Raw genomic sequence first — 14863 nt, forward strand, 5'->3', positions numbered from 1 at the left:
TTCGACCTGCCAATTCTATCAAAAAACACTATATTTTAAGAGTTTTTCTACAGCCAGAACGCCCACGGCAGGGGCGGCTTACCTTATGCGCTTTTTGCGCGAAAATGGGAGCGGAGCGACCCGCGCAAAACGTGCATAAGGTAAGCCGTCCCGCGGAGGCCCGAAGGGCCGGAGCTTCACTGCCCGTGATTGTTATGAGTTTCACCGTGGGAGGTACCAGAAGTACACATAGTACATTATCGGCTTTGGTATGCGACGCCTTGCATATGACTTAGGGTTTTTCTGAAAATCAGCTCTGAAGCTCTTTAACTCCTTTTTGCCTTTCAGGGCTTGCATGAAAATTAAGCTAGAAAACAAAGCGACTAATACCGACTCAGTGTCTGGGGCAAACAATGATGTTGGCACCATGATGAGTGCTAAAAGGCCAAATAGGCCAGAAGAAATCTGATGGGCCAATAGCGACCGGTTTAACTCCTCGTACTTTCGACTCACTTCAGCAATACTTGCAGATCTTCTCATTGTTCTGACCTTGCTGACTCATAACGCCGCGCTCAGGCGCAGCTTACTTTGTGTGCCTTTTGCGCGAAAATGGGAGTGATAGCGACCTTGCAAAAGGTGCACAAAGTAAGCTGTCGGTCTGCAGTGCCTTGTTAACTAGGCCTACCTCAACAATTCTGATCGTACCAATCATAGATAGAGGTAGGTCTATTATTGAACACACCACCAGCCCTAGTGCCTGAACAAGTTTCACCCTGCCCCCAGCAATCCTCATGAATTAGGACATGCCCACCATCCCGGACTACCGCATCAATTGTCCTCACGCCATCAATTTCTCGGGCATAAATATCATATTCTCCATTCCTTGAGCCTTGAGCATAACCTGGCCCATTTCGTAGCAAACATTCGTAAACTTCATCAAATGATGGCACAACTTCTTTCCTCTCTTTATTTAGTTAACGCCGTGCGCAGCGGCTTGTAAAAATGGCGCTTGTTTTGCGGTCTTTTGCGAAACAAGTGACAGTTTTACAAGTCCGTTGCCGCACCTTGTTAGGCATTTAGTTCGCCTTCGAAATAAGCCACCATTTTTTTACACAAATTACTCATTGCTTGAGTATCAAGTGGAAAAGCATTTGAGGCTTTAGCTTCAAAAACTGATGACTCAATATAAAATTTTCTTCCAACCTCAACAAGAACCACAAAATGACCACTTGTATCGATAGGCATAATTTCCAGTAAGAACTCTCCTGGACTTTCTGAACAAAGGCTAGCTTTACCTTTCATTGTTTCGTCTAGGGATCTTAAGTCAGTTAAGAATCCTTTCATATCAGCGCCGTCTATCCAGCATGATTTTGTATGGCTTGAGACTTCCGACACTAGCTGAAACTCGATTGCACAATCATATGGAATTCCTACAGTACCTTTCTGTACTACAGAAATTTCTAGAATGTTGTCTTCTCCGAACTCAATACGCACTATCTATAATTCCCATGCCTAACAGTTTATTCAAAGGACGCGTCTTTATATCCAGACGTCGTGTATCTACAGAGCCGAGACGCCGAAAATTTATAGAATCACCCTTAATATCAAAGGGTTACAGCCTCCTCGGCAATAGAAAGCTACGGAATAGCACGACGCGTCGCTTGAACTAGCCTGCATCCCTGTCAATTGATCTTACGGGCCACTCCTTTCAAGTCAACGAGTTAGAGCGCTTTTTGCGCAGATAGGCGACGCGTCTCGTAATCCTGGCGCATCCGGGTCTCGTATCAGCAGCTACTTAATACCGCTCCCGTGCAAAAAACAACCGTGTATAAGCAGGCGGAGACAGTAATGGGCGTTGAGGCAGCTTTCAGGGCATCACTATCGGAGTGAGCGTGGCACCTTTGCTCGAACGAATCTTATTCAACAGCCACGAGGCCGGCTGTCGATTGCCGGAATGACATGGCTTTCTATCGGGCGGGCTCACCGGGTGCTGGTGACTGGGGACGGTGTCGGAATGGATAAGGGGGAGATACAGGGGGGATGACGCCAATAAAAAAGCCCCGCAAATGCGGGGCTCTTCTTGGGGTTTGGCCGGAAAGGCTGGCTTACATCATGCCGCCCATACCACCCATGCCACCCATGCCGCCCATGTCCGGGGCAGCCGGCTTCTCTTCCGGGATCTCGGCGATCATGGCCTCGGTGGTGATCATCAGGCCGGCGATAGAGGCAGCCGCCTGCAGTGCAGAGCGGGTTACCTTGGCCGGGTCCAGGATACCCATGTCCAGCATGTCACCGTACTCGCCGGTAGCAGCGTTGTAACCGTAGTTACCTTCACCCTGCTTGATCTTGTCGACGACTACAGAAGACTCGTCACCAGCGTTTTCGACGATCTGGCGCAGCGGCATTTCCATGGCGCGCAGCGCGGCGGCGATGCCGTGGTTCTGGTCTTCGTTGTCACCGGTCACGGAGATGGCCTGAACGGCGCGCACCAGGGCAGTACCACCGCCGGGTACCACACCCTCTTCCACTGCTGCGCGGGTAGCGTGCAGGGCGTCTTCAACGCGTGCCTTCTTCTCTTTCATCTCCACTTCGGTGGCAGCACCGACGCGGATTACCGCAACACCGCCAGCCAGCTTGGCTACGCGCTCCTGCAGCTTCTCCTTGTCGTAGTCGGAGGAAGACTCTTCGATCTGGGCGCGGATCTGCTTGACGCGCGCTTCGATGTCAGCGTTGGAGCCGGCACCGTCAACGATCACGGTGTTTTCCTTGGACAGGGTCACGCGCTTGGCGGTACCCAGGTGCTCCAGGGTAGTGGCTTCCAGTTCCAGGCCAACTTCTTCGGAAATCACGGTACCACCGGTGAGGATGGCGATGTCCTGCAGCATGGCCTTGCGGCGGTCACCGAAGCCCGGTGCCTTGACGGCGGCAACTTTCACGATACCGCGCATGCTGTTCACAACCAGGGTGGCCAGCGCTTCGCCTTCCACGTCCTCGGCAACGATCAGCAGCGGCTTGGAAGCCTTGGCTACCTGCTCCAGCAGCGGCAGCAGGTCGCGGATGTTGGAGATCTTCTTGTCTACCAGCAGGATGAACGGGTCGTCCAGCTCGGCGGTCATGTTCTCCTGGTTGGTGATGAAGTACGGGGACAGGTAGCCGCGGTCGAACTGCATGCCTTCAACCACGTCCAGCTCGTTCTCCAGGCCGGAACCTTCCTCGACGGTGATTACACCCTCTTTACCTACCTTCTCCATGGCCTCGGCGATGATGGTGCCGACGCTGGCGTCGCTGTTGGCAGAGATGGTGCCTACCTGGGCGATGGACTTGCTGTCTTCGCACGGGGTTGCCAGGCCGGCGATGTGGTCAACGGCGGCGATTACTGCCTTGTCGATACCGCGCTTCAGGTCCATCGGGTTGAAACCGGCGGCCACGGACTTGAGGCCCTCGGTTACGATGGCCTGGGCCAGTACGGTGGCAGTGGTGGTGCCGTCACCGGCGGTGTCGGAGGCCTTGGAAGCCACTTCCTTCACCATCTGGGCGCCCATGTTCTCGAACTTGTCTTTCAGCTCGATTTCCTTGGCTACGGATACACCGTCTTTGGTTACGGTCGGGGCGCCGAAGGACTTGTCCAGCACCACGTTGCGGCCTTTCGGGCCCAGGGTGGTTTTAACGGCGTCTGCCAGGATGTTTACACCGGCCAGCATCTTCTGGCGGGCGTCGTCACCGAATTTAACGTCTTTTGCTGCCATGATTCTTTTTCCTCAAATTCTTTGTGTGCGTATCGAGTGCGCTGGGCTTAGCCTTCCAGCACGCCGTAGATGTCGCCCTCGCTCATGATGATCAGCTCTTCGCCGTCCACCTTGAGGGTGTTGCTGTCGGCATAACGGCCGAATACCACAACGTCGCCTACTTTCACAGACAGTGCGCGCACGTCACCGTTGTCCAGCAGCTTGCCTTCGCCCACGGCGACCACTTCGCCCTGGTTCGGCTTTTCTTTGGCAGCGCCCGGCAGCACGATGCCACCGGCAGTCTTTTCTTCTTCTTCCTTACGGCGTACTACGACGCGGTCGTGTAAAGGACGAATTTTCATGGATAGGCTCTCCATTGAGTCGTTTTTAGGGTTTCCAGACCGGGGACCCTTGGTCCGCTCGACCTCCGGCCCCGGGTGCCCGCTCCTGTCGCCAGGATCGGGACAAATTCTCAGGGTGCTCCCTATCTATGGGCGGCAAGGGAGATTTCAACAGTCTGGGGTAAAAAAATTGCCGACAAGTGTCGGCAGGGAAACTCGCGAGGGCCGGCCTCGGTAGCGGGAGACCGGTCTGCTCATTTTTTATTCAAGGCGATCGCGATCACGAGTCCCGGGCTTCTCGCGAGATCCGTTTCCCGCGTCATCCCGGGAATAGTCCCCCTCGATGATGTCGTCATCCCCCGGCCGTCGGTAGGGTCCTGCGCCCGGGCCCCGGGGCCCGTAGGAGCGCACCACGATCACCCGGTTGAGGAAGCGGCCCAGTAACAACTGGCGCAGGCCCGGCACCAGGCAGGCAAAGCCCAGCGCATCGGTGAAGAACCCGGGGGTCAGCAGCAGTGCGCCCCCCACCGCCAGGAAGATTCCCTCGGCCATTTCCCGGGCGGGCAGTTCGCCGGCCTGCATCTTCTGCTGGGCGCGCATGACGGTGGAAAGGCCCTGGCGGCGCAGCATGGCCAGTCCCACCACCGCGGTGAGCAGCACCAGGCCGATGGTCGGCAGTGCGCCGATCTGCTGGCCAACGGTGATCAACAGCCACATCTCGATGATTGGGACGACAATAAACAGCAATAACAGCGGGCGCATAGGGCTCCTCCGGGCAGTTCGCTTGAGGGATTCGGCGAAACTGCTATTTTCGATAGAGTCAGGGTATCGCATACCCAACCGTTTAAATGCGGCCTGTCGCGTGATTTCTCAAGGCCTGCGGGTCCCGGGGGACCGATAATCGAATAACAACAGCAAGGAGGCACTGATGGGGAGCAACCAACAGGATATTGTGGAGGCGCCGGTGCTGGCACGCAGACGTCACCTACTGGATGAGGCCCTGGCAGGGGCCGGGGTGCGCATCAACGGCGACCGCCCCTGGGACCTGCAGCTGCATCGGGAGGAGGCGCTGGACGAGATCCTCGCCCGCGGCAGCCTGGGGCTGGGGGAGACCTATATGCTGGGGGACTGGGACGTCCAGGCACTGGACCAGTTCTTCTGCCGGATCCTGCGCGCCGACCTCACCCGCCTGGTGCGCCCCTGGCGCAACGCCCTGCGGCTGCTGCGCAGCTACGTGGTCAACCTGCAGAGCCGCCATCGCGCATTCGAGGTGGGCGAACGGCACTACGACCTGGGCAACGACTTCTACCAGGCCATGCTGGATCCGCGCATGGTCTACAGCTGTGGTTACTGGCGTGCCGGTGCGGAGAACCTGGAACAGGCCCAGGAGGCCAAGCTGGACCTGATCTGCCGCAAACTGGGGCTGGAACCGGGCATGCGCCTGCTGGATATCGGTTGTGGCTGGGGCAGCCTGGTCAGCTACGCCGCCCAGCATTACGGTGTGGAGTGTGTGGGGGTCACTGTGTCGCGGGAGCAGCAGGCCTGGATCCACCAGCAATACCCCGACCTGCCCATCAGCGTTCACCTGCAGGATTACCGCAGCCTAGACCTGAAGTTCGACCGCATCGCCAGTGTGGGGATGTTCGAGCACGTGGGCCACCGCAACCACCGCACCTTCATGAAGGTGGCAAAACGCTGCCTGAAGCCGGACGGCCTGCTGCTGTTGCACACCATCGGCAAGAACCAGCGGCACTCCGCCACCGACCCCTGGATCGAGCGCTATATCTTCCCCAACGGCGAGCTGCCTTCGGCGGGCCAGATCGGCGATGCGGCAGACCGGCTGCTGGTGACCGAGGACCTGCACAACTTCGGCAGTGACTACGACCACACCCTGATGGCCTGGCACACCAACTTCGAGCAGCACTGGGACCAGTTTGCCGATCGCTACGGCCAGCGTTTCTACCGTATGTGGCGCTACTACCTGCTGTCCTGCGCCGGCGCCTTCCGCGCGCGGCATATCCAGCTGTGGCAGTGGATGTTCTCTGACAGGGTGGAAGGGGGCGTCGCCAGGGTCTCCTGAGGGCCTCGCGGGCAACGAAAAGGGCGGATACAAGATCCGCCCCTACGGGTCCTGCCGCACCCTGCTCTACTGTAGGGGCGATCCCTGTGATCGCCCGGCCTGACGGGCAACGAGAAAGGGCGGACACAAGGTCCGCCCCTACGGGTGTCGTCGCTCCCCGGTTTCAGGGATCGTGCCTGTGGCAGTTACAGGCGTGCACCGCCGTCGATTTCCAGTACACGCCCGGTGATGTAGTCGTTCTCGAGGATGAAGGCCACAGTGGAGGCGATCTCCTCCTGCTCGCCGAGGCGGCGCAGGGGCACCTGCTTGACCAGGCCCTCGAGAATTTCGGGGCGCATCTGCGCAACCATATCGGTATTGATAAAGCCCGGCGCAATACCGGCCACCCGAATGCCGTGGCGGGCCAGCTCGCGGCCCCAGGAAACCGTCATGGTGGCCACGCCCGCCTTGCTGGCGGAGTAGTTGGTCTGGCCCATGTTGCCCGCGCGGGACAGGCTGGAGATATTCACGATAACACCGCCCTGCCCGCTCTCGGCCATGATGCCGGCGGCGGCGCGGCCACACAGGAACACACCGGTCAGGTTCACGTCGATCACCGACTGCCACTGGGACAGGGACATGCGGTCGGTCACCTTGCCGTCTTTCACCTTCAGCAGCATGCCGTCGCGCATGATACCGGCGTTGTTTACCAGCACGTGCAGCCCGCCGAAGTCATCGCGGATACGGGCAAAGCCCTGGTCCACCTCGGCTTCATCGGCCACGTTGATCACATAGGTGCGCACATCGGCACCAAGCTCACGGCAGGCCTCGGCACTCGCCTGCAGGGCGTCCTCGTTCACATCCACCAGCGCCAGCCGGGCATTCTGTTTTGCCAGGTGTTCTGCCATGGCACGGCCCAGGCCCTGGCCGCCACCGGTAATAACCACAACGCTGTTTGCGATCTGCATGGGTAATCCTCGTCTACTGTCTCGTTATTCTTGGTTGATTATTATTTGCCGCCCTACCACTGGTAGCCGACACCGATGGTCAGTTTGGTGTCTTCCTTTTCGCTTTCCAGTGAAGGTGTATTGTCGTACAACCAGTGCTGGGCGATCTCCATCATCAGGTTTTCCATCAGGGGCGTGCGCAGGCCAAGCTTGACGTTGGTCTGGTAGTCCTCGCTGCTGTTCACTGACTGCAGGATTTCCTGGTCGTAATAGATCTCCGGCCCCAGGGCGAACTTGTAGCGATAGTTGATCGCCGCCCGTGCCGCTGCGTAGCGGTCGTCCTGGGATTCACTCAGGTCGGTATTGATAAAGTTTTCCTGCAGGCTGCTCACACCGCCCTGGACGGAGAGCGCCGCTTTTTCGGTATCAAAGAACAGGTAACCCAGGCCCAGACCGACGGTGGTACCCAGGTCCAGGTTGCGGGCCTCTTCCTTCTCTGCGGCCGTGTTGGCGGCGGCGAACCATTTCTCGGAAAAAATCCAGCGCAGGTCGTAGCCCAACTGGTACTTTTCCAGTGAGTCCACCTCCTGGTTGCTCTGGCTCTGGTAGAGCGCATTCAGCAGGTGATGAAAGTCACCGTGGCGCAGGTCCAGGTTGATGTTGACGTCCAGGTCCTCGCGCTCGCGGTTGCCGTGCTCAAATACACCGCCGGCGCTGACGTTGCCATGCAGGGTGTAGGGCTTGCCGATGTAATTGATGTAAGGTTCAGCGCGGTTGATCGCGGGAAAATCCATGACCCAGCCGCTGCCGCTGTCACAGTAAAGCTCCCACTGTTCGCGGCGGTGGCCGGCAAGGGCACAGGGTTCATCGCGGCCGGCGATCTTCAGGTCCTGGTCAGTGTCGAGAGACAGCACCTTGGCTTTCTCAATCCGGATTTCACCGAAGTTCTCGGACTGCCAGACCACGTGGTCCTGTTCCACTACGACCAGCTGGCCGTGGATCCTGTCACCATTATCCAGTGTCAGCACGCCGGCCAGGGCTGTTGATGCGACCAGAGGTGCCAGGAACAGCAAAAATATGGGCAAGCGTTTTATTACTACAAGCACAAATAGACCTTGTTGTTAGATAGGTTGGTTTCGGGAGAATTTTTTAGTGGGGAACAAAGCGCAAAATCATGACTATGATGCCATATCGAGGATCTGCCGTGTACTGGCGGAGATTCCCCGGGGGCGGGTCATTACTTATGGGGACCTGGCAGAGATGGCCGGGTTCCCCCGCGCGGCGCGGTTTGCCGGCCAGGCCCTGCGCCGGCTGCCCCAGGGCAGCAAGCTGCCCTGGCACCGGGTCATCAATGCTCAGGGCCGGATCTCGCTGCCCGAACCCGCTGCGCAGCGCCAGCAGGAGCGGCTGGAGCGGGAGGGGGTAGTATTGATTGGTGGGCGGGTAGACCTGGGCAAATACCGCTGGAGTCCGTGAGCCGCGGCCCAGGGGACACCAGGGGTCTTTATCCCGCGCCGGTAGAGGGCTCGACCGACTGCAGGCGGGAGTCACGCCACCAGATATAAGTGGCCAGCAGGACGGCCGGTATGCCCAGGATTGCCGCGTAAACAAAGAACTCGGCATATCCCTGGGTGTCCACGACGATCCCGGAGAAGGCACTGATAAACTTGCCCGGCAGGGTCATTAGTGAACTGAACAGCGCATACTGGGTGGCGGTGTACTCCTGGTTCACCAGGCTTGAGAGGTAGGCAATAAAGACAGTGTTGGATATCCCGGCACTGACGTTATCCGCACTGATCACCAGCGCCAGCCACGCTTTCTCCGGGCCGATCAGGGCCAGGTTGGCGAACAGCAGGTTAGTTGCAGCCACCAGTATCGCACCCAGGATCAGCGGTCGCAGGATGCCGTAGTGCACCACCAGCAAGCCCCCCAGGTAGGCCCCCAGGATGGAGAAGAAGAAGCCGTATACCTTCACGATCTGGGCGATATCCGTCTTCGAGAACCCCAGGTCCAGGTAAAAGGGGTTGGCCATCACCCCCATGGCCAGGTCACTGACACGGTAGATGCCGATAAACAGCAGCAGCACCAGCGCAAAGCGGCCGTTGCGCTGGAAGAACTCCAGGAAGGGACATACCACCGCGCGGACAAACCACTCCTTGATCGGCCCGTGCGTGCCACTGCCCATGATCCGGTCGACCCAGGTGTGCTCGAACGGCTCGGCCAGGTTCTCCGCGCGGGTATGGTCCGGCTCGGCGATCAACAGGGTGGTGATGATGCCCACACCCATCAGGCCCGCCATGCTGATGTAGGAAGAAGACCAGTCCCAGATATCCGCCAGGAATAGCGCTCCGCCACCAGCCACAAGCAACGCCACCCGGTAACCGAATACATAATTGGCCGCCATGGCCCCCTGCAGCTCTTCCCGCACAGACTCGATCCGGTAGGCGTCGATCACCACATCCTGGGAAGCGGCGCAGAAGGCGATGACCACCGACACCACGGCAATCTTTACCAGGGCCAGCTGCGGATTGATCTGGGACAGCGCCAGTAAGCCCAGCGCGACCCCCAGTTGCGACACCACCATCCAGCTGCGGCGCTTGCCCATCCAGCGGGTAAGGAACGGCAGGCGGAGGTGGTCGATAACCGGTGCCCAGGCAAACTTGATCGAGTAAGTGAGGCCCACCAGGGCAAAGAAACCGATGGTGGTCTTGCTGACACCGTAATCGGTCAGCCAGGCAGAGAGGGTGGAAAATACCAGCAGGAACGGCAGCCCGGCAGAAAAGCCGAGGAAAAACATCGCCAGCACACGGGGTTTGAGGTAAACCCGCATTGCCTGTCCCCAAGAAAGCGTCTGTTCTGGCATGCCGCTGCGTTGTCCTTGTTATCCGTTAATTCCCGGTCGACTGTTTCCTGCAAACCAACTGATCCGGTGCCGGCACTAACCGTTAGCGCCCCCAGACCACTTCCAGCTCCGCCTCCGCCAGCTTGTTGGCGTTCACCTGGAAACCCACCTGCGCGGGCGTTGCATCCTGGTCGAGGGGCAACTGCTCCACCCCCAGCGCATAGATACGGAACTGGTAGCGGTGGTCGCCGTCGCCCTTGGGCGGACAGGCACCGCCGTAGCCCGGGCTGCCGTAATCATTGCGCACCTGGATTGCCTCCGGCACCAGCCCATTCTTGGGGGTACCCGCCCCCTCCGCCAGGCTGGTGGTGCCAGCGGGGATATTGAACATCACCCAGTGCCACCAGCCACTGCCAGTGGGCGCATCCGGGTCATACACCATCAGGGCATAACTCCGGGTTCCCTCGGGCGCACCACTCCAGCTCAGCTGCGGAGAGAGGTTCTCCCCACCACAGCCATGGTACACATGCTCCATGGGCATGCGTTCACCGGGACCGAGGCTGTCCGAAGACAGTACCAGCTCGGCGGCGGGTACTGATGCGGCAAACAACGCCAGGATGGCGGACGCCACCAGTTTAGCAGTCCGCACCGGCTGGATGCGGCGCTGCGATGAAACAGCTTGGCCAGGTTTCATGATTCTGTTGCCTCCTCTGCAAATAGGGACGCCGCGCGTTCCAGGTCCATATTGCCGCCACTCAGTACCAGCACCACATTTTTGTCCCTGAAGCGGGCAGGATGTTCCAGCACCGCTGCCAGTGGCACTGCCGCAGACGGCTCCACCAGTTGCTTGGTGCGTGTCCACAGCAGCTGCATGGCATCGACGATGCCCTGCTCGCTTACGGTAACTATATCCTTCACCGTTTCCCGGATCAGGGCAAAGTTGCGCTGCCCCAGGGTCGTGCGCAATCCATCGGCAATGGTATCCGCAGTCTGCGAAGTGACATGGGTGCCGCTGCGCAATGAGCGCTGGGCATCATCCGCGCCTGCGGGCTCGGCGCCCAGCACCAGCACTTCCGGTGCCATGGCTGCCATGGCCAGCCCGGTACCCGCCAGCAGGCCGCCACCGCCGACCGGCGTGAGGACGATATCCGGGTTGAAACCCCGGGCGCGACTCTGCTCAATTATTTCCAGTGCCACCGTGCCCTGCCCCGCGATGATGCGGCTGTCGTCGAAAGGCGGCACAACATGGGCGCCGGTACTTTCCACCACTTTGCGCAGCGCTGCCTCACGGTCCTGCAGGGTCGGGCCGCAGAGCACGATCTCGGCGCCGTAACCCGCAACCGCCGCGCGCTTGGCCAGCGGCGCCGTGTCCGGCATCACCACAGTACAGGCCAGGCCGCGCGCAGCCGCTGCCCAGGCCAGCGCGGCGCCGTGATTCCCGGAGGAATGGGTCGCCACCATACTGGTCCCCGCGGGCAAATGGCACAGGGCGTTACTGGCACCGCGGGCCTTGAAGGCACCGGTCTTCTGCAGGTGTTCACATTTGAAAAAGAGATGAGCGCCACAGATACGATCGATCTGCGCACTGGTGATCAGGGGCGTGCGGTGAATCCGCTCCGCAATCGCCTGGGCAGCGCTGAAAATGTCAGCGCTGCCCGGCAAGTCGAGATTTTCATCAGGCATAGCAGGTACGGGAAATCCAAGTCTCTGAATAGTTTACCGCACCCTGCCGCGGCCGGGCGCTCGGCGCAACCTTATCGAAACGTCAACGCAACCAGCGCAAGAGCTTGAACTTGCGGGCGGTGAACGGGGCATAGCGCAGGTCCAGGTCAAAGGCATAGCCGCGCTTCATTACCGCCTTGTAGTGGCTGAAAGTCCGGAAACCATGCTCGCCGTGATAGGCGCCCATGCCACTCTGGCCCACGCCGCCAAACGGCAGTTCGTGCACGGCCATAAACATCATGCAGTCATTCACACACGCGTTACCGGAACTACAACGCGCCAGGATGCGATCGGCAGTGGCACTGTCATCGGAGAACACATACAGGGCCAGCGGTTTCTCGCGCCGGTTGACGAAATCCTCCGCTTCACGGAAATCGTCCAGCTCGATCACCGGTAACACCGGGCCGAAAATTTCTTCCTGCATCACCTTGGCATCGATGCCGGTACCGCGCAGCAGTGTCGGCGCAACATAGCGGTCAGCGATATCGACCTGGCCGCCCCAGGCAACATTACCCTCCGCCACATACGCCGCCAGCCGCTCGGTATGGCGACGATTGACGATTCGCCCGTAGTCAGGGGACTGGCGCGGGTCTTCGCCAAACATGCTGCGTACTTCCGCCTCGATAGCCGGCACCAGTCGTTCCGCCGTGGCACGGGTACAGAGCACATAGTCCGGGGCGATACAGGTCTGCCCGGCATTGGTGAACTTGCCCCAGGCAATACGCCGGGCGGTAACCGTGATGTCCGCGTCGTCGGCGACAATACAGGGGCTCTTGCCCCCCAGTTCCAGGGTGACGGGAGTCAGGTGGCGGGCGGCCGCCTGCATGACGATCTTGCCCACGCGCCCGCCGCCGGTATAGAGAATATGGTCCCAGCGCTGCTCCAGCAGGTCAGTGGTTTCCGGCACGCCCCCCTCAACACAGGCGAAGGCATCGCTGTCGAGGTAGCGTGGCAGCAACCCTGCCACCAGCGCTGACGTGGCCGGCGCCATTTCGGAGGGCTTGATTACCGCGCAGTTTCCGGCGGCAATCGCGGGGACCAGCGGCGACAGCAACAGCTGCAGCGGATAATTCCAGGCCCCGATGATCAGCACCACTCCCAGTGGTTCGGGCTGCACATAACTGCGCCCCGGCTGTGCTACCAGTGGTGTCGATACCCGCCGCGGCTTCACCCAGTTTTTCAGGCGCTTGAGTGCATGGTCGATGTCCCCGCAGGTAGCGGAGACCTCGGTCATAAAGCCTTCCTGGGGAGCCTTGTTCAGGTCTTCCCGCAGTGCCTGCAGGAATCGGGATTCATTCTCCACCAGCATTTTGCGCAGCTGGCGCAGCTGCTGCCGGCGCCAGGACAGGCTGGATGTGGTGCCGCTGCTGAAATAGGTGCGCAGGCCCCCAACCAGCGCAGCGGAATTGGGGGATGGGCCCTGGCCGGATCCATCGTCAGAGCCCAGCCGGGGCTCAAGGGTTTCAGCTTCCATCTAGATTTGCTCGCCCTTCATCAGTGTTGTCATTGTTTTTCTATCGGTACAGAGCAGTTTGTGCACAGCCAACTGGTGTCCATTACGCTCGCCTTCAGGCGGCAATATCCGAGCCCGCCCGGGGGCAAGTCAAGGCACAAAAAGGAACAAAGTTCTAAACTAGGCACCAGTTCACCAAAACCTGTTCCAGCCTTGACAGGCCAAAATCAATAGCCGAACAGCACCGCCAGGGCCAGCACTGTCACCCACAGTAGCAGTGAGCGCGACAGCAGCGACTGCAGGCCCTCGAGCTGGGCTCCACAGAATCTCTGGGCCTCTGCCACTTCCCCGCCAACGCTGCACTGGCTGGCATCGATACCGCCGAGCGCACCTTCCAGATAGGCTTCGAGCACCTCTGCGGTATCACGCTCGCGGCAGGTCAGGCACTGTCGCCAGGCCTGGTAGCAACCGGCGAAGTTGCCCACGATGGCAAAACTGAACCCCATTACCCTGACCGGCAGCCACTCCAGCAGCCACAGCCAGCGTGACGCGGTGGCCTCGTCAGCGGTACCCCGCGTCTCGTCGGCGTAGAGCGCACTCAACCGGAACAGTAACGCCCCGGGAATCCCCAGCAGCAGGAACCAGAACAGCACGGCAAACAGTCGCTCGAACGCCAGGTAGGCGGAGCCACGGAAAACCTGTTCATGCAACTGCTGCGGGCCACCTGGCTCCTCGTGCAGGTCACGGATCAGGGGGGCCGCAGCCGCCCGGGCCTGCTCCAGGTCGCCGCGGTACCAGGCCCGCAGGTAATCGGACAGCATTTCGTTGAAGTTGCCCCGGCCGAGGCAGTAGAGAAGAAGGATTACGCCGAGTGCCAGCGTACCCAGCCAGCCCATGGCGACTTCTGCCAGTACCATCAGCACCGCCGCCAACAGAACCGCCGGATATACCGTCGCTGCGAGGCGCAGGCCCGCGTTCTGTTGCATGGCCTTGCGGCCGGCAATGTTTTGCCGCCAGCGCGCGAACCAGCCGTCATGGTGAACCGGCTTCCCGGAGCCCCAGAGTTGCACCAGGGCCAGGGTCAGTAAAACGATGATCAGTGCCATACGTTATTCTCAATATAAGCTCTCCCAGAGTCAGAGAATAACGCCATGGGCGAGCAGAAAAAACCTCCCCGGCCCGCCAGTGCCCAATCCGGGGGAGATCAGCCGGCTGTCTGGCGCAGCGTCTCCACCTCGGCCAGGTATCGCCGCCAGTCAAACCCCGGGCCCGGGTCGAGCTTGCGACCGGGAGCTATGTCGGAGTGGCCGGTGATGGTTTCCGGGGTAATTCCCGGGTAGGCACGCATGATCGCCACGGTGGCACGCGCAAGGGAGTGGTACTGGGCGTCGGTATAGGTATCCGTATCCAGGCCTTCCAGCTCGATACCAATGGAAAAGTCATTGCACCCTTCCCGGCCACAGAAACTGGATTGTCCTGCATGCCACGCACGCCGGTCGAATGGTACGTACTGGGTTACTTCGCCGGTACGGTTGATCAGCAGGTGCGCCGAGACTTTCAGCTCGCCGATCTCTTCAAAGTAGGGGTGGGCCGAGGTATCCAGGTGACCCTGGAAGAAGTCGTCGATCCAGGAGCCACCGTACTGCCCCGGGGGGAGGCTGATGCAGTGGATTACCAGCAGGTCTATGTCGCCCCCGGCGGGGCGCTCGTTACAGTGGGGGCTGGGTACCCGGCGGGCGCCGCTAAGCCAGCCGGATTCTACCTGTTGGTCCACGCCCTGCCCTCCTTCAAACAC

General features: G+C 59.9%; 14 protein-coding genes. 2 read left to right on the forward strand and 12 right to left on the reverse strand.

Features of this window, described 5'->3' with window-relative positions; genetic code table 11:
* Window positions 1-1047: 1047 nt before the first annotated feature.
* The 4 genes from LVD10_RS13085 to LVD10_RS13100 all read right to left on the reverse strand — a co-directional run bounded on the left by LVD10_RS13085 (window position 1048) and on the right by LVD10_RS13100 (window position 4807).
* On the reverse strand, window positions 1048-1473 hold the full coding sequence (locus tag LVD10_RS13085) for a hypothetical protein (RefSeq protein ID WP_237063938.1): 426 nt from the start codon (window positions 1471-1473) through the stop codon (window positions 1048-1050).
* 611 nt (window positions 1474-2084) lie between these two features.
* Complete coding sequence (gene groL / locus LVD10_RS13090) at window positions 2085-3725, reverse strand: chaperonin GroEL (RefSeq protein WP_233005853.1); 1641 nt, start codon at window positions 3723-3725, stop codon at window positions 2085-2087.
* Window positions 3726-3772: 47 nt separating this feature from the next.
* A complete protein-coding gene (locus LVD10_RS13095) occupies window positions 3773-4066 on the reverse strand; it encodes a co-chaperone GroES (protein ID WP_091508891.1) in 294 nt (97 codons plus the stop codon).
* 240 nt (window positions 4067-4306) lie between these two features.
* Window positions 4307-4807, reverse strand: a complete 501-nt coding sequence (locus LVD10_RS13100) for an FxsA family protein (protein ID WP_233005854.1) — start codon at window positions 4805-4807, stop codon at window positions 4307-4309.
* 166 nt (window positions 4808-4973) lie between these two features.
* Here LVD10_RS13100 and cfa point away from each other — a divergent pair, with 166 nt between their 5' ends.
* Window positions 4974-6125 carry a cyclopropane fatty acyl phospholipid synthase gene (gene cfa, locus LVD10_RS13105; protein WP_237063940.1) on the forward strand — a complete coding sequence of 384 codons (1152 nt, stop codon included), beginning with the start codon at window positions 4974-4976 and terminating at the stop codon, window positions 6123-6125.
* A 185-nt stretch (window positions 6126-6310) separates the two neighbouring features.
* On the opposite strand, the gene LVD10_RS13110 is transcribed toward cfa, so the two are convergent.
* Window positions 6311-7072 carry an SDR family oxidoreductase gene (locus LVD10_RS13110; protein ID WP_233005856.1) on the reverse strand — a complete coding sequence of 254 codons (762 nt, stop codon included), beginning with the start codon at window positions 7070-7072 and terminating at the stop codon, window positions 6311-6313.
* A 53-nt stretch (window positions 7073-7125) separates the two neighbouring features.
* Window positions 7126-8136, reverse strand: coding sequence for a DUF481 domain-containing protein (locus LVD10_RS13115; protein ID WP_233005857.1), 1011 nt, complete (start codon window positions 8134-8136; stop codon window positions 7126-7128).
* Window positions 8137-8203: 67 nt separating this feature from the next.
* Between LVD10_RS13115 and LVD10_RS13120 the strand changes: the two genes are divergently transcribed.
* The gene (locus LVD10_RS13120; protein ID WP_233005858.1) at window positions 8204-8527 is read left to right on the forward strand and encodes an MGMT family protein; all 324 of its coding nucleotides are present in this window, start codon (window positions 8204-8206) and stop codon (window positions 8525-8527) included.
* A 28-nt stretch (window positions 8528-8555) separates the two neighbouring features.
* Here the strand turns inward: LVD10_RS13120 and LVD10_RS13125 are convergent, their stop codons facing one another.
* From LVD10_RS13125 to ampD, 6 genes are all read right to left on the reverse strand, one after another.
* The gene (locus tag LVD10_RS13125) at window positions 8556-9881 is read right to left on the reverse strand and encodes an AmpG family muropeptide MFS transporter (RefSeq protein WP_233005859.1); all 1326 of its coding nucleotides are present in this window, start codon (window positions 9879-9881) and stop codon (window positions 8556-8558) included.
* A 115-nt stretch (window positions 9882-9996) separates the two neighbouring features.
* Window positions 9997-10587 carry a YbhB/YbcL family Raf kinase inhibitor-like protein gene (locus tag LVD10_RS13130; RefSeq protein ID WP_237063942.1) on the reverse strand — a complete coding sequence of 197 codons (591 nt, stop codon included), beginning with the start codon at window positions 10585-10587 and terminating at the stop codon, window positions 9997-9999.
* Complete coding sequence (locus LVD10_RS13135; protein WP_233005861.1) at window positions 10584-11576, reverse strand: threonine ammonia-lyase; 993 nt, start codon at window positions 11574-11576, stop codon at window positions 10584-10586. The genes LVD10_RS13130 and LVD10_RS13135 overlap by 4 nt, the downstream gene beginning before the upstream one ends.
* Window positions 11577-11658: 82 nt before the next feature.
* Entirely contained in the window at window positions 11659-13089 is a 1431-nt protein-coding gene (locus LVD10_RS13140) for an aldehyde dehydrogenase family protein (protein WP_237063943.1), read from the reverse strand.
* 206 nt (window positions 13090-13295) lie between these two features.
* Window positions 13296-14174, reverse strand: coding sequence for a regulatory signaling modulator protein AmpE (gene ampE / locus LVD10_RS13145; RefSeq protein WP_233005863.1), 879 nt, complete (start codon window positions 14172-14174; stop codon window positions 13296-13298).
* Window positions 14175-14272: 98 nt separating this feature from the next.
* The gene (gene ampD, locus LVD10_RS13150) at window positions 14273-14842 is read right to left on the reverse strand and encodes a 1,6-anhydro-N-acetylmuramyl-L-alanine amidase AmpD (protein WP_233005864.1); all 570 of its coding nucleotides are present in this window, start codon (window positions 14840-14842) and stop codon (window positions 14273-14275) included.
* Window positions 14843-14863: the final 21 nt, after the last annotated feature.

The sequence above is a fragment of the Microbulbifer zhoushanensis genome, assembly GCF_021729055.1.
Taxonomy (GTDB): Bacteria; Pseudomonadota; Gammaproteobacteria; order Pseudomonadales; family Cellvibrionaceae; genus Microbulbifer; species Microbulbifer zhoushanensis.